17 protein-coding genes are annotated in these 19393 nt (G+C 43.2%); 15 read left to right on the forward strand and 2 right to left on the reverse strand.

The genetic code is table 11. From position 1 onward, the window contains the following. The first annotated feature begins 322 nt into the window (after positions 1 to 322). From MKX35_RS11265 to MKX35_RS11310, 10 genes are all read left to right on the forward strand, one after another. Complete coding sequence (locus MKX35_RS11265; RefSeq protein ID WP_076300769.1) at positions 323 to 1636, forward strand: ABC transporter substrate-binding protein; 1314 nt, start codon at positions 323 to 325, stop codon at positions 1634 to 1636. A 2-nt stretch (positions 1637 to 1638) separates the two neighbouring features. Further along, positions 1639 to 2517: a carbohydrate ABC transporter permease gene (locus MKX35_RS11270; protein ID WP_179085781.1), complete on the forward strand. Its 879-nt coding sequence runs from the start codon at positions 1639 to 1641 to the stop codon at positions 2515 to 2517. Continuing rightward, positions 2504 to 3343: a carbohydrate ABC transporter permease gene (locus tag MKX35_RS11275; protein WP_076284699.1), complete on the forward strand. Its 840-nt coding sequence runs from the start codon at positions 2504 to 2506 to the stop codon at positions 3341 to 3343. Before MKX35_RS11270 ends, MKX35_RS11275 begins: the two co-directional genes overlap by 14 nt. Before the next feature lie 23 nt (positions 3344 to 3366). Continuing rightward, positions 3367 to 5022: an alpha-glucosidase gene (locus MKX35_RS11280; RefSeq protein ID WP_256716406.1), complete on the forward strand. Its 1656-nt coding sequence runs from the start codon at positions 3367 to 3369 to the stop codon at positions 5020 to 5022. A 17-nt stretch (positions 5023 to 5039) separates the two neighbouring features. Next, a complete protein-coding gene (locus tag MKX35_RS11285) occupies positions 5040 to 5984 on the forward strand; it encodes an MTP-1 family protein (protein ID WP_076284698.1) in 945 nt (314 codons plus the stop codon). A gap of 36 nt (positions 5985 to 6020) precedes the next feature. Beyond that, entirely contained in the window at positions 6021 to 7082 is a 1062-nt protein-coding gene (locus MKX35_RS11290; RefSeq protein WP_076300770.1) for a BtaManbiosPhlase, read from the forward strand. Between the two features lie 67 nt (positions 7083 to 7149). After that, positions 7150 to 9699 (forward strand): beta-mannosidase, encoded by a 2550-nt coding sequence (locus tag MKX35_RS11295; RefSeq protein ID WP_076300795.1) that lies wholly within the window; start codon positions 7150 to 7152, stop codon positions 9697 to 9699. A gap of 31 nt (positions 9700 to 9730) precedes the next feature. Next, positions 9731 to 10744, forward strand: coding sequence for a zinc-dependent alcohol dehydrogenase family protein (locus tag MKX35_RS11300; RefSeq protein ID WP_076300771.1), 1014 nt, complete (start codon positions 9731 to 9733; stop codon positions 10742 to 10744). Positions 10745 to 10946: 202 nt separating this feature from the next. Next, a complete protein-coding gene (locus tag MKX35_RS11305; RefSeq protein ID WP_076300772.1) occupies positions 10947 to 12131 on the forward strand; it encodes an MGDG synthase family glycosyltransferase in 1185 nt (394 codons plus the stop codon). Further along, positions 12118 to 13329, forward strand: a complete 1212-nt coding sequence (locus tag MKX35_RS11310) for an MFS transporter (RefSeq protein WP_076284695.1) — start codon at positions 12118 to 12120, stop codon at positions 13327 to 13329. Before MKX35_RS11305 ends, MKX35_RS11310 begins: the two co-directional genes overlap by 14 nt. A 23-nt stretch (positions 13330 to 13352) precedes the next feature. On the opposite strand, the gene MKX35_RS11315 is transcribed toward MKX35_RS11310, so the two are convergent. Further along, on the reverse strand, positions 13353 to 14738 hold the full coding sequence (locus MKX35_RS11315; RefSeq protein ID WP_076300773.1) for an MFS transporter: 1386 nt from the start codon (positions 14736 to 14738) through the stop codon (positions 13353 to 13355). Positions 14739 to 14848: 110 nt separating this feature from the next. Here MKX35_RS11315 and MKX35_RS11320 point away from each other — a divergent pair, with 110 nt between their 5' ends. The 3 genes from MKX35_RS11320 (at position 14849) to MKX35_RS11330 (ending at position 17041) form a co-directional block, all read left to right on the forward strand. Further along, entirely contained in the window at positions 14849 to 15733 is an 885-nt protein-coding gene (locus MKX35_RS11320; RefSeq protein ID WP_042190664.1) for a LysR family transcriptional regulator, read from the forward strand. A 421-nt stretch (positions 15734 to 16154) separates the two neighbouring features. After that, on the forward strand, positions 16155 to 16778 hold the full coding sequence (locus MKX35_RS11325) for a hypothetical protein (protein WP_076284693.1): 624 nt from the start codon (positions 16155 to 16157) through the stop codon (positions 16776 to 16778). A 74-nt stretch (positions 16779 to 16852) separates the two neighbouring features. After that, a complete protein-coding gene (locus MKX35_RS11330) occupies positions 16853 to 17041 on the forward strand; it encodes a hypothetical protein (protein ID WP_042129995.1) in 189 nt (62 codons plus the stop codon). A 56-nt stretch (positions 17042 to 17097) separates the two neighbouring features. Here MKX35_RS11330 and MKX35_RS11335 read toward each other — a convergent pair whose 3' ends face one another. Beyond that, positions 17098 to 17334, reverse strand: a complete 237-nt coding sequence (locus MKX35_RS11335) for a hypothetical protein (RefSeq protein WP_341044162.1) — start codon at positions 17332 to 17334, stop codon at positions 17098 to 17100. A gap of 281 nt (positions 17335 to 17615) precedes the next feature. Here MKX35_RS11335 and MKX35_RS11340 point away from each other — a divergent pair, with 281 nt between their 5' ends. Further along, positions 17616 to 18599: an ABC transporter ATP-binding protein gene (locus tag MKX35_RS11340; protein ID WP_076300775.1), complete on the forward strand. Its 984-nt coding sequence runs from the start codon at positions 17616 to 17618 to the stop codon at positions 18597 to 18599. Further along, on the forward strand, positions 18577 to 19350 hold the full coding sequence (locus MKX35_RS11345; RefSeq protein WP_076284690.1) for an ABC transporter permease: 774 nt from the start codon (positions 18577 to 18579) through the stop codon (positions 19348 to 19350). The genes MKX35_RS11340 and MKX35_RS11345 overlap by 23 nt, the downstream gene beginning before the upstream one ends. The last annotated feature ends 43 nt before the right edge of the window (positions 19351 to 19393 follow it).

Here is a 19393-nt window from a genome sequence, read left to right on the forward strand (position 1 = left end):
AGAAGTGTAATGAATATTCTTCCATACTGTCTCTCATAATACTAAAGATTATGCTGTAAAACTACATTACAACTATAAATTATTTTAACATTACAAACTATTTAAGTAAAGTTAATTTGTAATGTGATTAATCGTGTCTTTTTCATTAATACTCGAATAACAGGTTGACATTTTCGCTAAAAACTATAATAATAGCAATTGTAACGCTTACAAATTCGCTTGCAGGTATATATTTATCTTATTTTGTAACGTTACAAAATTATATCTAGGAATTACAAAATGCTGCACTGATGTGCATCGATACTCAGGGAGGGTTTATTTTATGAAGAAGAAGCTTTCAGTAATGCTTGCACTTACGCTTGTATTCACGATTCTTGCCGGTTGTGGATCGAAGAGTAGTAATTCAGGCACTTCAGCAGATGGAGTAACAACTATTGAGTTCTGGGCTGCACCTAACCCGACTCAACAAGCATATTGGCAGAAAATCGCCAAAGAGTACGAGACTGTTAACCCTAAGGTGAAAATTAACGTAAGTGCGATCAAGGAGTCCCCTACTTCTGAGGCGAGTATCCAAGCTGCAATCGCGGGTGGAAGTGCTCCAACGATGACTGAGAATATTAGCCGTGGTTTTGCAGCGCAACTTGCGAACAGTAAAGCGTTAGTTCCTTTGGATACAATAGCAGGCTTCGATGATATTGTGACAAAACGTAATATGTCCAAAACGATTGAGCCTTGGGAATTTGCGGATGGTCATCAATATGTTCTTCCAATCTACTCGAATGCGATGATGTTCGGATGGAGAACGGATATCTTGAAAGAAGCTGGTGTGAACGAAATTCCGAGAACATACAGTGAAGTGATTGAGGCAACGAAAAAATTAAAAGCAAAATACCCGGATAAATATCTTTGGGCGAAACCAGACTTAGCAGATCCTACATCATGGAAAAGATGGTTCGACTTCTTTATGTTGTACAATGCAGCATCTGATGGTAACAAATTTATTGAGGGTAGCCAATTTGTTGGCGATGAAAAAGCTGGTGTAGACGTACTTTCTTACGTGGACAATCTTCGTAAGGAGAAAGGGCTCTTGACTCAGAACGTAACGGAACCTTTCGAAAATGGCGTGGGTGTATTTACGGATGTCGGTCCTTGGACATTTAACATGTGGGCTGAGAAATATCCGGAACTTGAGTACAAAAAGAACTTTGAAGTCACATTGCCTCCTGTTCCGGACGGTATGGATCCAGCAAATGCGAAAACTTTTGCGGATGCTAAAGGAATTGTTATCTATGCATCGGCAAGCCCAGAGCAACAGGCTGCTGCAATAGAATTCATCAAGTGGGTATACTCGGATGTTCAAAACGATGTTGCCTTTTTCCAAGAAACGAACTTGCCTCCAGCACGTGATGATGTAGGTACGAATGAAGCATTTAAACCTGTATTTGAAAAAACGCCTGTATTGCAAGAGTATGCAAAAGCAATCCCGAATGCTGTTCCATCCATGGACAATCCAAAATTCAACGAATTGCAAACCTTTATTGGTCAAGAGGCCTTTAACAAAATCGTTCGTGGTGAGATTGATCCAAAAACGGGTTGGGACAATATGAAGAAGGCGATTGAAGGGGAACTTCAATAATGATTGAAAAAAATAATAATCGGTTAGGCTGGCTTTTTGCCAGCCCTTACCTTATTTTTTCGACTGTGTTTTTCTTGGGCCCGCTTATTTGGTCTCTATATTTGTCTTTTACTAACTGGGACTTGATTTCACCAACTTATGATTTTGTAGGATTCAAGAACTTTACCAAAGCATTAGGCACACCAGGGGTAAGATCGGCATTTTGGGTAACGTACAAATTTATGATCGTATTTGTACCGATTGTCACAGCCATGTCGCTTTTTGTAGCGGTAATTGTAAAAGGCTTACCTAAATTAAAAACCGTATTTCTTATTGGATTCTTCTTGCCTTACCTATCCTCAGGGGTTGTTGCATCCCTTATTGTTAAAGGTTTTTTGTCACATACAAGTCCTGTTCAGACGTTTCTAAGGGATCGGTTAGGTCTTGATATTGACTGGCTCGGCGGATCTTTCTCGGCATTGTTCGTCGTTGCGATGATTATGGCTTGGAAATTTACAGGTTACTATGCGTTAATTCTTACTTCAGGTTTAGAAAGCATTGATCAGGAAGTATATGAAGCAGCGGCAATTGATGGCGTGAAGGACAGCCAAAGGTTCTGGAGAATTACGTTGCCTTTGCTTTACCCTGCGATTTATACAACCTTAATTTTATCCTTTGGTGCAACATTCGGTATCTTTACTGAGGTCTACCAATTAACAGGCGGCGGACCGAACTATGCAACGAATACATGGCAAATGGAAATATACAGTCAAGCATTTAAGAACCTGCAGGCAGGTTACGCATCAGCTATCGCGATTATGGCTGCGGTTGCGACATTTATATCTATATTCGTAATCCGAAAAATTCTGGAAATGTGGGGTAAGCGCAATGGTTGGGTCTAATTCAAACATCAAGCTCCGGCTGTCGATCCGCTATCTGATTGCGATCGTACTGCTCGTGATTATGGTATTCCCCTATTTATATATGGTATTGAACTCACTTGCAGATTGGTCACAGGTAGACCGGAAGCTGATACCGACGAAATTTACGCTGCGCTCGTATCAATGGCTCTTTACAGGTGGTGAGACCGGGATTACAAGACCATGGATTCACGCCTTCTTTAACAGTGTGTTCGTTTCCCTGGTATCTACAGCCTTAATGATGATGTTCGCGATTATGGTCGCTTATGCGTTGGCGAAGCTGAAATTCCGCGGGAGAGACTCTATTAACAACTTTGTGTTGTTTCATATGTTCTTCCCGGCAATCATTCTGATCATCCCTAACTTTTTGATTATTCAAAAAGTAGGACTGTTCGATACGTATTGGGCGCTCATTATTCCCAAAGCGATGAGTTTATGGGGGATCTTCATGTACACCAACTTCTTTAAGGCGGTACCCGACGCTTTCATTGAAGCTGCCAAGCTGGATGGGGCATCCGATTTCAAAATCCTGTATAAGATTATGATGCCGATGTCGAAGTCCATTACGACCGTTGTATTCCTATTCCTGCTAATGGAACGCTGGACAGAGCTCCTATGGGATATGATCGTCGTCCGAAGTGACGGCATGTTAACATTGAACGTTTTATTATCTCAGATGTTCGGTCCGTATCAATCGTATCCGGGTCCGATGTATGCCGGTGCAGTGATGCTCACCTTGCCAATCATTATTTTGTTCATTATTTTCGGCAAGAAGTTCCAGGAAGGCATGCAATTTAACTTGAAATAGGTCTGCACAGGAGGGGTTATCGGTTGGAACAGCCGTGGTGGAAAGGGACGGTATTCTATGAAGTGTATATGCCAAGCTTCTGTGATAGTAACGGGGATGGGATTGGTGATTTCGGCGGTCTTACTTCCAAGCTGGATTATTTGCGGGAACTTGGCATCGGAGGGATTTGGCTAACGCCGTTCTATAAGTCTCCAAAAGTAGATAACGGGTATGACATTGCAGATTATTGTCAGATTGATCCAGACTTTGGAACGATGGAAGATTTCGAACGGTTTATTCAGGAAGCGAAGGCTCGCGGGATCAGAGTGATTGCCGATCTTGTCCTGAATCATACGTCTTCAGAGCATGCATGGTTCAAGGAATCCCGATCTTCAAGGACGAACCCGAAGCGGGATTGGTACATTTGGAAGGACGCTGTGAACGGCGGCGTACCTAATAACTGGGAATCGTTTTTTGGTGGAACCGCGTGGGAATGGGATGCTGCAACAGAACAGTATTACTATCATGGGTTTGCGAAAGAACAGGTCGATTTGAACTGGGCGAATCCCGAAGTTAAAGAAGCGATGAAGGATGTTATGGCTTATTGGCTGGGCAAAGGCGTAAGTGGCTTCCGGTTAGATGTTATCAACTTCTTATCGGTGTCCGATCAATTCCCAGATAACCCGATGGATGAAGTAACGGGTGAGCAGAAGCATGTACATGACCAGAATCAAGATGGAATTATGGATGCCATCGAGGAGATTAGCGGGTTTGTTCATGCGCATAGCGGAGTGTTCATGGTAGGTGAAGTCGGCTCTGAAGATATGGACATGCTGAAGCGTTACAGCGGAACGGGTAAGTTTGATGTGGTCTTTAATTTCAATCTGGGAAGCCAGAAGGAATTTAGTCCAGAGAATTTGTTCGCCGAGCTTAAGACAATGGAGAAAGTTCACGGTGCAGATCAGATTCCTACTTTATTCTTTGGCAGTCATGATATGGACCGCGTGATTTCGCGTTTTGGTGAAGGGGATGCGAAGATTGAGGAAGAACGGGCCCGCCTTATGGCAACGTTGGCCTTGACCGCAAAAGGGGTACCTTTCTTATATTTCGGTGAAGAGATTGGGATGCGGAATTTCGTAGCCCATAAGCTGGAAGATATGCGGGACATCCAAGGATTGAAGGCATATGAAATCGCACTACAGCGGGGGATAACCCGGGCGGAAGCCCTGAAAATTGCGAATGCAAAGGGAAGAGATGCGTCTCGCTCACCAATGCAATGGAACGAAAGTCCACATGGCGGGTTTACGTCAGGAACACCATGGATTGGCATGGGACCAAATTATCAGCAATTAAACGTGGAGTCCGAATGCAATCAACCGAATTCATTATTACATTATTATAAAAAGCTTCTCCACTTGCGCAATACACAGGATGTATTTCAATTCGGGGATTATGACGTGCTGGAACGCAGAGGCAATCTTATTTTATATGTAAGAACATTGAAAGAAACCAATACCAGAGCGCTCGTAGCCTTGAATTACGATAATCAGAGCATACAGATTGATCCTAGTGAGCTGCTGGATGGGCAAGCAACTAATATATTATCAAGCCGCCGAGACAAAGTGAGCGGTACAGACTTGGTAACTCTGTTGCCGAATGAAGCCGCAATATGGATGCGTGCGCCGCTATTATTTGACTAGAGAGGAACTTTATTATTATGAAACTGCTCAAGAATGCTGTGAAGACATGTGAACAACTGCTCATGGAATACGCGATGAAAGACGTATCCGTAACCAATACACAGAAATTAACATTCACAGGTGTAGATCATAAAGATGTCTACAATATTACAGCTCCATTCCAAGATGAGGGTGAGTGGGTGATTGCGGGTCGGGTTGAATCCCGTGACAGCGAGCATTCCGATGTCGTTTTTTTTGTCGAACGTGATGGACAATGGGTACCCCGTGAAGGAGCGCCTACCCTTGAACTTCAAGATCCTTTTTTCACGAAAATTAATGGCGAATTGATAGTTGGAGGCGTTCAAATTTATCCACATCCAGTAAAGGCTGATGCCTTAATGTGGCGTACAGTATTCTACCGCGGGAAGAACATCGCGAGCTTAGAACCCTTCTTTAAAGGACCGGATGGCATGAAAGATCTACGCCTAGTGGATCTGAAAGATAGCATCGGAGTACTGACCCGCCCTCAAGGAGATAAAGGAGGACGCGGTAAAATCGGCTTTACCCGCATTGCATCTTTAGAAGCGTTATCCATTCCATTGATCGAAGAAACACCGTTATTGGATGGACAGTTTGTTGATGAAGAGTGGGGCGGTGCGAATGAAGCACACTTGCTAAAGAACGGACTGCTCGGTGTTCTTGGGCATATCGCATCTTTTGATGATTCGGGCGATCGTCACTATTACCCGATGGTATTCGCTATCGATCCGGCAACAGGTGAGTACTCGGATATTCAATTAATCGCTGTACGCAATCAGTTCTTGCCAGGCGTTGCCAAACGTCCTGATTTGGAGGATGTCGTGTTCAGCGGCGGGCTCGTACGTCATGAGGACGGTACAGCTAACATATATGCAGGAATCAGCGATGCGGAAGCACAACGAGCAACAATCCCTGATCCTTTTGCTCAATTTGAAATTTTATAAGTATGAAATCCATTTGGTTAAGGGAGTTATTACAACATGAAAATCTATCGTTATGAACAAAATCCACTTATTACACCGGCGGACGTTAAGCCGTATCACGATGACTTTGAAGTGATTGGTGCATTTAATGCCGGTATTGCTAGCTATAATGGTGAAATATTAATGTTTCTCCGTGTAGCAGAACGCCCAATTAGCAAGGATCCAAAAATTGTGAAAGCTCCGATTTATAATCCGGAGACCAATGAATTGGATATTTTGGATCTGAATACAGATGATGAGCGCTTCGACTTCTCTGATCCGCGTGTGATTAAGAATAAATCCGCTAGTGCTACATTTCAGTACTTGACTTCATTATCTTATATCCGAATCGCTCGAAGTAAGGATGGACATCATTTTACAGTGGATGAGAATCCATTTGTTTACCCTTCCAATTCACTGGAGACCTTCGGGGTAGAAGATCCTCGGGTAACCCAAATTGGGGATACCTACTATATTTATTTCTCGGCAGTCTCCCCTGTGGGCGTTGGAGAATCGCTGGTATCAACTAAAGATTTCGTGAATGTAACTCACCACGGCATGATCTTTGGGCCGGATAATAAAGACGTATTGATTTTCCCGGAGAAAATTAACGGCAAATATTATGCATTGCACCGTCCAACAACGAAAAGTACGGGAGATCCGGAAATATGGATCGCAGAATCGGACAACTTATTATATTGGGGTAACCATAAGCATCTGATCGGTTTGCGTGAGGGGATGTGGGATAGCGGCCGGATTGGCGGCGGTGCGGTTCCATTCAAGACCGAGAAAGGCTGGCTGGAGCTGTATCATGGAGCCACGCTGGAACATCGTTACTGCATGGGAGCAGTTTTGTTAGATCTAAATGACCCCTCGAAGGTGATTGCGCGCTCCAATGCTCCTATCATGGAGCCGGAAGCGGATTATGAGAAGAACGGATTCTTCGGCGATGTTGTATTCTCTTGCGGTGCACTCGTGGAAGGCGATGTTGTTAAAATGTATTACGGAGTCGCGGATACATCAATGGCTTGCGCAGAACTTAGTGTACAAGAAATTTTAGATAGCTTGATATACGTATAACAATAAAACGTCAAAACCGAAGTGGTTTTGGCGTTTTAATTTGGGAGAGAGGATGAAGAGAATGAACATTAAATTAACTGAAAACTGGAAACTTCGTGATTTTCATGTGGGGGAAGCCCGGGATCTTGAAGTTGCATCGCCAGAGTTTATTGATTATTTCTGGATGACCACCTCAGTGCCCGGTGACATCCATACGACGCTTCGGGAGAAAGGCATTATTGATGATCCTTTCTTTGGCCACCAAGATCAGAAATGCCGTTGGATTGAAGAAAAGGTATGGTGGTATCGTACGGTCTTTTCATACGATTCTGATCTTAAACCTGGTGAGAAGATGGAGCTATTATTCGAAGGGTTAGATACCTATGCAACCGTATATCTCAACGGTGTGGAGCTTGGATCAACAGATAATATGTTCATTAGCCATTCATTTGATGTAACCCGTGAATTAAATAAAGGGAAAAATACGCTTGCCGTAAAATTTGATCCTATTCATGTACACGCTGGCGATAAAGTCCAATATTATTGGTCGGGCTATAGTAAGAAGCGGATTTGGACACGTAAAGCGCAGAGTCATTTTGGCTGGGACTGGGGTCCGCGTCTGGTCTGTGCAGGCATATGGAAAGAGGTACAGTTGATCAAACGGCGTCATGCACATTTAGATCATGTGTTTGCCCGTACAACTTCGATAGAGGGTCAAGTAGGTGTTGTTGATGTGGATTTATGCGCACATGCCTTTGATCGCGGATGTTCGTATACGGCGCGTGTGGAACTATTAGACGGGACGGAGCGTGTTGCGGAAGCGAATGTCGCTTTGGACAGAGCTTCAGGGATTGCAGTTGACGGGGCGATTACAGCGCGTACGCTTCATCATTCAGTTACCTTGCAGGTTATGGATCCAAAGTTATGGTGGACCCATGATCTAGGAACGCCTTTCTTATATCATCTACGCATTACGTTATTTGCTGATGGGGAGCAAATAGATACCTATGAGCAGCCATTTGGGATTCGAAAGATCGAATTGATGCAGCTGGATGAAGAAGGGCACCATGCTTTCACTTTTGTATTGAACGGCGTAAAAGTTTTTGCTAAAGGTGCTAATTGGATTCCTATTGATAGCTTTATTGCGACCGTGCCAGACAGCCGCTATGCACATCTGCTTCAGATGGCCAAGGATGCCAATATGAATATGATTCGTGCTTGGGGTGGAGGCATTTATGAGCGGGATATTTTCTTTGACGAATGTGATCGGTTAGGAATTTTAATCTGGCAGGACTTCATGTTCGCTTGTGCACTGTATCCAGATTACAATCGTAATTTCATGAATAATGTTCACCGCGAAATTGAGCAGGTCGTAAAACGTCTTCGCAGTCGTACGAGCCTTGCTCTATGGTGTGGGAATAACGAGAATGATTGGTTGTATGAGGCACTGTCCTCTAACGGCGAGATCACACATCCCTTTTATGGAGAAAAAATTTATCATGAGCTCATGCCTGCAGTACTAGAGCAACTCGATCCCACACGAACGTTTTGGCCTAGCTCGCCTTTTGGCGGCAATGATCACAATTCACGTGATGTGGGCGATACCCATAACTGGCAAGTCTGGCATGGGAATAATGAGCCGCGTCAGTTTGGTGAACCGCAGACACAGGATTATAGTGTTGAAGGGATATCGTTCAAACGATTCAAGTCAGACTTCACGAAATTCGCCAGTGAATTCGGGCTGCATGCCGCTTCCAATCGTTATACCTTAGCAAAGAACATGCCGGACAATCAGTTCTATTGGGATAGCGATGAAATGAAGTATCGTAATAAAGATGTCCATTATCCTAAGGGCATTATGCTCATGGAAGGTTATACAGGAGTTCCGAAGGATATCAATGAATATATTCAATTCTCCATGCTGACTCAGGCTGAGGGATTGAGGTATGGCATTGAGCATTACCGCCGTAATAAGCCGGACACAAGCGGGGCTTTATTCTGGCAGTTCAATGATTGCTGGCCGGGAACAAGCTGGTCTGTTATCGATTATTATGGTTTACCAAAGGCGAGCTACCACTATGCGCGTAAATTCTTTGCACCGGTACTCTTATGTGTGGATCATGATCCGAATGGACTGCTGCAGTTATGGGCTCTCAATGATCGCCGCGAAGCTTATCAGGATGAGGCGGAATTAACGATCTATCGGATGGATGGTACAATTGTATATCAGCGTGCATTCGACGTTACCGTTGATTCGAACAGTAAAGTTAATTTTGCCAAGTTAACTGAAGCTGAGGTACTGCAGCAACATAGCGCTTGCGAGGTTGTGGTCGTACTTCGTTCGAAGAAACGGTTAACAGAAGATTATGTACTCTATTTAAGAGACTATAAGGATATGGATTATCAACCCGCACATGTTCAGATCTCCGTGGATGAAGCGAAAGGACATATCCACTTGATCTCAGATCGCGTTGCCCGGATGGTGATGATCGAACTAGATGCACCCTGGGTGATTATGGACGATAATTTCTTTGATCTGATTCCGGGTGAGGAGAAGACGGTTCGTGTGCATCATGTGGATGCTGGGGCACTGCCTTGGGAGACTTTACGTGTAACGGCAATGAATGATGCGGGTTAACAAAAACTTGGATTTAAGGAGATGAGTTAAGATGAAGGCGGCTGTATTTCAAGGAACTAAGCACATTGAATTTAAGGACTGGGAAGCTCCGGCTGTTGGCTCCAAAGAAGTTAAACTTCGTGTGAAATGCTGCGGGATCTGTGGTACAGATCAGCATATTTATCATGGATACCCAGGGTCTGCGGAGGTGACAGCTCCGATTGTGTTAGGACATGAGCTTGCGGGCGAAATAGTGGCTGTGGGGGATGAGGTTACGACCTTGCAAGTGGGGGACCGTGTATCGGTTGATCCGAACATCTATTGTGGAAACTGTTATTTTTGCCGGAATGGAAAAGTACATTTATGCGATAACTTGCAGGCTGTTGGGGTGACTCGTGACGGTGGCATGGGCGAGTATTGTGTTGTTCCTGTAGCGAACTGTTACTTGCTACCTGATGAAATGAGCTGGATCGAAGGGGCGATGATTGAACCTTTAGGTTGTGTACTTCACGGTTATAAGAAGCTGGATATCCGTAAGGCACACCAAGTCCTGATTATCGGCGGAGGTTTTATTGGTCAATTGTTCTTGCAGCTCGTCAAGGCTGCGGGTGTTAAAGGGATTATTGTCAGTGAGCCAGAAGTGTTCAAACATGACCGATTAGTCGAATTAGGTGCGGATGAAGCCGTATCTCCTGCAGCAGAAGGTGTGATGGAAGCTCTCCATCATCAATTTGATATTGTGATCGAATGTGTAGGCCGGGCAGATTCCATGGAGCTGGCGGTTAAGGCATCGCGTAAGGGTGGACAAGTCTTAATGTTTGGAGTTGCTTCCCCGGACACGTTGATTCAAGTCTCACCATTCGAAATTTTTACAAAAGAGTTGAACATCATGGGCTCTTTCATTAATCCATATACACATGAGGAATCGATTGCGTTAATTGAGAAGGGGATCGTTCAGATTGAGTCGTTGATTAGCCATCAGTTTTCGCTAAAAGATATACCGGAAATCATGGGCGAATATCCGAAACTGCGTGTTTCTAAAGGGATTATTGTGCACGAGAGGTAGTATTTAATCATAGTAAGCGTACAACAACGATGACTATTGGCTATTTGCCATAGGTCATCGTTTTTTTGTGGGCAAAAACTGGCTGCGACGAGGTCTCTCTTTATAAAATATTGAAATTAATATTCAGTTGAGAATCCCTTCACTATCAGTTTACGATTCAGAGTTAGAGTTAAAGGAGGCCGTGAGAAAAAGGAGCTTTGTCATGAACACAGATCCTAAAGTACTTATTGTTACGTCGGCATTTGGGGACGGGCATATGAAAGTGGCTGAGGCCATCGAACATTCATTTAGACGTCGGGGGATTAGTAGGATTACAACTATGGATCTATTCGCTGCAGTCCACCCTACCTTGAATGAGCTATCCCGAAGATTCTATTTAAACAACACGGGGTATACGCAAGAATTTTATGGATTCTTGTACACAATGACGAGCAAGATGAGACCAGAGCAGTTCATGGGTAGACTCATCCATTCTATGGGCAAACGAAAAGTACAAAGGATCATCGACGAGATACAGCCGGATATTATTATTCATACCTTTCCTTATTTGGCTGCTGCTGAACTAGCTTCAACAACAGGAAGTCGAACACCTCTGTTCACGGTTATGACGGATTATGTAGTTCATGGCAGGTGGCTTCACCCACGAACGACGAAATATTTTATCGCTTCAGAAAGCATGAAGGCGACTCTGATGTCAGCAGGGATCGCTGAAGAGAAGCTTGTGGTCAGTGGGATTCCCATTCGCGAGGCTTTTGAACAGTCTCAGGATCGTGAAGCGCTTTTGCGCAAACATGGGTTAAACGGAAATCGTCAATATCTATTACTAGCGGCAGGAGCTTACGGCGTATTAAGTGACATTGGCGGTTTAATAAAACGAGTACTGCTTCAATCAAGCTTCGATGTCATCGTATTGTGCGGGAATAATCATAAGCTTCGAGAAGCTACAGGGGAGCTTTTTCAAGAGAACCCTCGAGTTCACATTTTGGGATATACCGAAGAAATGCAGGAGCTGATGTGCATAGCTTCCTGTCTATTGACCAAGGCTGGCGGGATTACCTTGACTGAGGCGATGGCTCAAACACTTCCAGTTATCGTCTACCGACCTCTCCCCGGTCAGGAGGCAGGCAATGCAGAATGGTTATCTGGGCAGCATTTGATAGAGATTGCACGAAATGAGGAGCAGGTAGTAGAGCAGCTCCAGCGATTGGAGCATATGGCGTACAGAGATGAAAGGGAACAGCATATGAAGGTCTTTTCGCGGAAATCAGCCTCGGATGCTATCGTTACCGAAGCTTTAGAGGCTATTAAATTGCGTCAGCCCTCTGTTCCCGCAGCAAAATCCATGCTTGTTGAAGGGCAGGCGAAGACGATTCATGGATATTATTAGGAAGAAAGAAAGACAACAGCAGACGTTTACCCGCCTCGCAATGATTCTCTTTTTTATAGAGTGGATAAGAGGGGCTGTCCTAATCACGTTTTTACCCACTTATATATTGACGAGCTGGGGGCTTACAACGTCAGTAGTTGGCATTGCGGTCTCCGTACACTATTTAACGGACAGCTTGATCAAAAGCTTCATCGGCTATCTCTTGGATAGATATCCTGGGCGTACCGTGCTTCATGGAGGGTTCTTTCTTGGGTTCGTTGGACTGTTATTGATGGTGACAACGCATAGTCCGTGGATGCTTATTGTAGCCTCTGCTTGCTTAGGTGCTGGATTCTCACCGATCTGGATCCTATGTATGAGCCAGGTATCAGAGGAAAAACGAGCACAACAGATGGGAACCTTGTACGTATACTGGATGGCTGGTCTAGGTCTGGGTCCCGTAATGATGAATTTGTTAATTGGTGGTGGTCTGTCACTGTCCCTTGCTGTCATTGGATTATTTTTCGTAGCGGGCTGGATCATGGTAGGTCTTGTAAAGATGAACAAGGTCTCGGTGCAGAGTGTGAATATATCCGTAGGTGAGCAGTTTGTATCTCTATGGAACAAAGTAAAAAAGGGAGGATTTCTGGTCCCTGGCATGCTGCTGCAGACTACAGCGGGCGGGATACTAGTTCCTTTTCTAACAAGCTTTGCTATTTCGCATCTGGGTCTATCCCATTCTCAGCTGTCTATCGTGTTATTTATGGGAGGAGCAGGCGTAGTTCTATTTCTTGTGCCCATGGGAAAATGGTTTGATCAAGTCGGAGGGAAGTGGTTCCTTGTCATTGGGTTCGGCGTATTTGCGGTTGCCTTGTTCGGCTTAACTTCTATTAATTCCTTCTCCGCCGCCATTGGGCTCTCGCTTCTGCTAGGGTGTGCTTATGCTGCTTTGCTTCCCTCTTGGAATGCTTTAATGGCCAGTTACATTCCCGAAGATTCTGTAGGGATCAGCTGGGGACTATTGTTTTCCATAGAGGGTTTAGGGGTGGTTATTGGTCCGCTAATTGGAGGCTGGCTGGGAAGCTCAGGAAATCAATTGCTGCCTTTTCAAGTCAGTGCCTGTTTGTTTGGATTGATTAGTGTTGTCTACTTGCTATCCCCCGCCCGATTATTTATTCACAGAAACAGAGGGATGGAGAAGCTTCCAAATGTATCGTAGTTAAGATTTATTTAATAGACTCTTCACAATTCCTGCAACTCCCCTGACTTCCGGCGCCGCCGACTCATGAATACCAAAGACAATGCAATGATCGTGAGAATAATCCCAAGTACTTGAAATCCCTCAAAGCTGAACTTGCCTCTCATTACGATGCCTATCAACAAGGAAGAGAGAATGGTTCCCAAATATCTTGAAGTATTAAATAAACCGGATGCTACGCCGATTATTTCCTTGGGTGAACTTTGGAACAAAGCTGCTTGCATACCTACATTATTCAACCCATTGCTAATTCCGAATGCAGCCAAAGCCAGGCACACGCTAATAACCGGTGAAGATTGATTCAATGTCACGAGCCATACCGATCCCGCAGTCATCAATATTGCAGACACTAGTAGTGCCGGTCCTGGTCCGGATTTATCGATCCATCGTCCTGCTATTGGAGAAGTAACAAGAGAGCATAGGCCTAAGGTTAGCATAAGTATCCCTGTTTGATACTCGCTGACATGGCGAACCATTTGCAAGTAGGACGGAACTCCGAAAAAGAGTGAGTAAAAGAGTACATTAACGAGCATGAATTCCACATTAACCCACGTCATTGCAGGATATTTGGCGAATGTGCGTAAAGGGATAAAAGGCGAAGTCGCTTTTAACTCATGTCGTACGAATACCCCTAGAAGAGCGAGTCCTATCAGTGAAACAATGACATTTCCTACAGCGATGTGCCCGGATGATTTTGCTGAGAGTAATCCAATGAGCAGGGCAACCAGTCCCACTGTGAAGAGCAGGATCCCTGATCCATCTATCCAATTGAACCATTTGCGAAGGGACATGCCCGATGAAACGGTTAATGACGAGTTTTCCTTAGGGATATTTCTCCAAGACAATAGAAAGCTCACTACCACAAATGGAATATTAACGAAAAAGATAGCGGGCCAGCCCCACCAGTGTATAATAACCCCGCCAATAAAGGGTCCAATGGCTGCCGCACCAGATAGGAAGATGGATAAAACAGACAGCGCTGTCGCTTGTTTTTCCGTTACATGAATTCGCACTATAGCCATACCGACGGCAACCATCATGCTTGTTCCAATGGCTTGCACAATGCGGAACACGAGGAGCCATGCGAAGCTTGGTGCGAATGGAGCTAATAATGAGGCAATGAAGGCTACTACAAGCCCGGTAAGAAATATCTTCCTCCTACCAAATAAATCGCTGGCCTTTCCCATGACGGGTTGAGCGATGCTACTAGCAATGTAGAAAGAAAAAATAATCCAGGAAACACCTGTATAGTCAAGTTGGAATACATTTTGCAATCTTGGAATAGCAACAGAAACCATTGAAGAGTTTAATGGGTTCAATAGTATCCCTAGACCCACTGAAATCATTAACCACCAATTCCGAGCACTCATTTTGTGTCCCCCTAAAGCGTATTAATGTCATCCTACTTGATTTTAATTATTCATTCCAACGCATTTTATGTTATATTCTCATTGACTTAAAGGAATGAATGGGGTGCGAAATGGAACTTCTACAGCTGCAATATTTTCTCGCGGTAGCTCGGTTGGAACATGTGACTGAAGCTGCGCGAAATCTGCACGTTACTCAATCATCACTTAGCAAAACAATACAGCGCTTGGAGGAGGATCTAGGAGTCCCTTTATTCGATCGAGTAGGGCGGAACCTGCGTCTGAATGAGTTCGGAAGCAGATTCCTTCGCCGTGCAGAAAGAGCTTTGTTTGAATTGGAGCAGGGGAAGCAGGAGCTTAGCGATTTATCTCACCCGGAACATAACACGCTTGAATTAGCAGTGACCACCGCCAGTACATTACCCAATATCCTTCGCGAGTTTCGAAAAAAGCGACCTGATATTCAATTTCATGTGCAGATGCTGACTACGAAGGAAATGGTTACACTTTTGGATAGAGGAGAGGTGGATTTCTGCTTGTCCTCACCCCCTTTAGAAGGGGACGACATCGAATGCCAAGTCGTATTTATCGACCCAATCCTTGTAGCGGTTCCTAAGGGGCATCGGTTGGCAGATCGAAGCAGCGTATCTTTGATAGAGCTGAGAGATGAATGGTTCGTCGGGGTTAAGAGTGGTTATGGAACTCGGGATTTAATAGACTCTGTGTGCCAATCGGTTGGATTTACGCCTAAATATGTATATGAGGGGGATGAACCTGCAAGGTTGATCACTCTTGTGGAAGCTGAGATTGGACTGGCCTTCATACCAAGTACAGCAAGAAATTCACGGGAAGACATCAAATATCTCCAAATAAAGAATCACGAATTGGTACGGGAAATTGCTTTAATATGGCACAAGAGTCGGTATATTTCGCGAGCTGCTCTGGAATTTCGTAAGGTAGTTGTAGAATATTTCGGATCGTTATCCAAAGAGGCTTAAGACAATCGGGGATGGTTATCTAGAGGTATTTAACTGGATGCAAAAGAACAATTGCATCCAGCTCAAGAACGCATAGTCTATAGAAATATTTTATAATGAAGATGTAGAAGAATCAGGTAGTGTTTAGTTATCTGATGTTGGTTCTTCCATAAACCATGAGATATGGGTGCATCTCTTACAAATAAGTATAGCAGCGTTTTTATTCGCCCAGTCAAATCCTAGAAAGGATGCTCCGCTTGTGTTAAGCAGTTTATAATCCAGATGAAAGGTATCGTTTTGACAACAAGGACAGGTTATTCGCGCGCCTGCAGCACTGTATCTCATTTTAAAAACCTCCTGTGAATTTGTATAGTTCTTTAACGCATCTGAGGTTATTAAGGTTTCATGTACTCGAACTTACTAGTCAATTTGGGGTGGAATTATGAATAGCTGGGAAATAGCTTTGTCAAAGGTATGTGAGCTTTATTTTTCATCGGAAGTGAATTCGAAATTAGAATGGATCTTGGTTGGCTCGGTGGGTTCGGTTTTACAGGGCTGTGAAATGACTCCGGGAGACGTTGATATTTATACAAAAAATAAAGAAGGGATTGCACAATTTGCAGAACTTCTGAAGGAATATTCCTTGCTGGATAAATGTGAATTCCCTCATGGGGAGAACTGGTTATCCTCTTTAGAAGAACCTACATACACTCAGACCTTTTCTTCAGGCTTTTCATGGACAAAAGGGAGTTGGATCATCGATGGGTTTAAAGTGGAAGTCGTTCATATCTCCAATTCAGTGGGAATTCCTGATTCTATGGATGGCGATGGGATATGGGAAGGTGGACAATTCATTTGGAATCATTTTAGGAATGTGACAATCGGACGGTACACTATTCCTACGGTTCCTCTAGAAATACAGCTAGAATCAAATTTAAGAAGACAACGATCAGACAGGACACAAGCGATTATTACTGCATTGCAAAAATATGGCTACGATCATGAACTAATCGAAAAAGCTCTATCAAAGAAACACTTACCTTATTTTCATTCTCAAATGAATTGAGCAAAGGAGATTATTTTTAAAAAGGGAATTAACTGGTATAATATGGTTTATAATCGAGAAAGGTGTTGATTTCTATGTCTGACTTTTTTGATCCAGGACCTAATCCAAATGTGACGGACCCTGGCGGTCATAAAGCAAACCATGATGTCAATGCGCAAAAATATCATACACAAGGTGTTCCTGGATTTTGGAGCGAGGTAATCAATCTCTTCATCGTGGTGGCAATAATTGCAGTTATTTTCTTACTCATATGGATCTTCTAATGGCCATGTAATGAAAAGATGACAGTCCTCATTTAACTTGAGGGCTGTCATTATCGTTATTGAGCTGAGTATCCTCCATCGATGGAATTAATTTTCTGCCAATCCTCATCTGAGACAACATTAAATTTCATTCCATAAACATTCTGTTTCTGGCTTACTTTCTCTAGCGCTGCCTCATTAATGTCTGCGGCAATAACGATATGATCATTGTTAGTGTCAAAAATAGCCCGCCTGCTGTCATAACGCCACTTTTTGCAACTCCAAGCATTAAAGCCAGTCCTACTAATACCCACCACGCAAAATGGATTTTTTCTTGTTGTGATTCATGATGTCCTCCTCGTTTTCTCTATGATGAAATAACCTACATTTGCTCCATGCCGGACATTCACCCAATCATTCTTAAAAAATGCGATATTTCCTTTAGACATATCATAGTTGTCGTCTATACAAATCTCATTCCTCAGACGGAGAAAGTATCCATCTGGAGCCAGTTATCTAAATTTAGATACTCAAATAAAATAAATTTAACAATGGAATCACTCTTTTAAATCGTACGGGAGAGGATGGTTATAAGGTGGAGAAAATTATAGAAGTACGGGGGATTAGCAAGGTCTACGAGAAAAGAAAGACGAAAGAGAAAATACATGCCGTTCGTGATGTTTCTTTTCATGTAAATCGTGGAGAGGTTCTAGGTTTACTAGGCCCCAACGGTGCTGGGAAAACATCAACGATAAAGATGCTCTGTGGTTTGTTAGAATCGGATGGGGGTTCTATATCCATTAATGGCTTAGATATTTGCAAGAAGAGACTTAAAGCGCTAGAGCATATCAGTGCTGTATTAGAAGGGAACCGGAATTTATATTGGCGTCTTACGGTTCGGGAAAATTTAGAATATTTTGCAGGTAACCGGGGGTACTCTCGGAAGCAAATTTCCGATCAGACAGATAAGTTATTAGAGCAATTCAACCTTAAAGAAAAGGAGAATGAGCTGGTTAATGGATTATCTCGGGGGATGCAACAAAAGCTGGCAATCGCTGTGGCGTTATTAGCTAATACGGATGTCATCTTGCTGGATGAGCCAACGCTCGGTTTGGATGTTGAGGTTAGTTATGAATTACGAAATATTCTAAAAACGATAGTGAGGGAAGAGAAACGTACGATCATTATTAGCTCACATGATATGCCTGTCGTTCAGGAGCTGTGTGACCGTACCATTATCATTAACAAAGGTGAAGTTGTGATTGACGACAGGGTGGAGAATTTACTTAAGTTATTTGAAACAAGGGCATATTCCATTAAATTAGGTGAGCAATTAAGCCCTGAACAGGAGAATAAACTGTTGAGTATATTCCCTTTAAGTACTTATAAAGCAAGCTCTCATGAAACGATCGTGGAAGTAAATTTAGAGCATGGTCAGGATATCTACGAGTTGTTCGATCTTCTGAAAGAGGAAGGAACGATGGTGGAAAGTATTGATCGAATAACCATTGATTTTGAACAAGTGTTTATTCAGATTGTGAAGGGAGGTAAGACTCATGAAATGGCTCCATTTATTTAATGCTAATTTTCGTAAGGAATATATTGAGTTGAAACGATATTTACCGAACACGATTGCATTAGTAGTCACTTTTTATATTATATTTCTGGCTGCATTTTTTGGAATTATGTTCATAGGAGATCCAGCTAGTTTTGATACGAATGTCCAATATTCAATTGTAAGTGTGGTCTTTTGGAGCTTAACGATGATGACGATGAACTTTATTGGTTATTCGGTAATCACAGAAGCGACGCGTGGAACGTTAGAGCAGTTATATATGTCTCCCATGGGTGTGTGGAAAATTATGCTCACGCGGATCGTCAGTCAATTGGGCTTACAGTCCGTCATTATGATTCTCTTGCTGTTTGGTGCGATGCTAACCTCGGGACAATGGTTGAGTCTTAATCCCATGACAACGATCCCAATCATTATAGTTACTATGATAAGTATGGTAGGCGTTAGTTTTATGATTGCTGGTTTGGCTATTATTGTGAAACAAATTCAAGCATTTCTACAGATTTTCCAATTTGTATTGATGGGACTTGTATTTGTTCCGATCACTGTAGCTCCGTTTTTAGCTTTTGCTCCATTCGTTAAAGGCGTGAATATGGTAAGAACGGTGATGCTGGAGAATCTAACGTTAACGGATCTATCTTTATCTGACTATGGCGTATTAATATTAAATTCGCTGGTTTATTTGATTCTAGGGCTCGTTGTGTTTGATCGCTGTGAGAAAATAGCCATGAAGAAGGGGCTTCTGGGGCAATACTAGCGCACACAATCGTTTATTTATTAGGTATAGCTAATACTTATAA

Source organism: Paenibacillus sp. FSL R5-0923 (genome assembly GCF_038009145.1).
Classification (GTDB): Bacteria; Bacillota; Bacilli; order Paenibacillales; family Paenibacillaceae; genus Paenibacillus_AQ.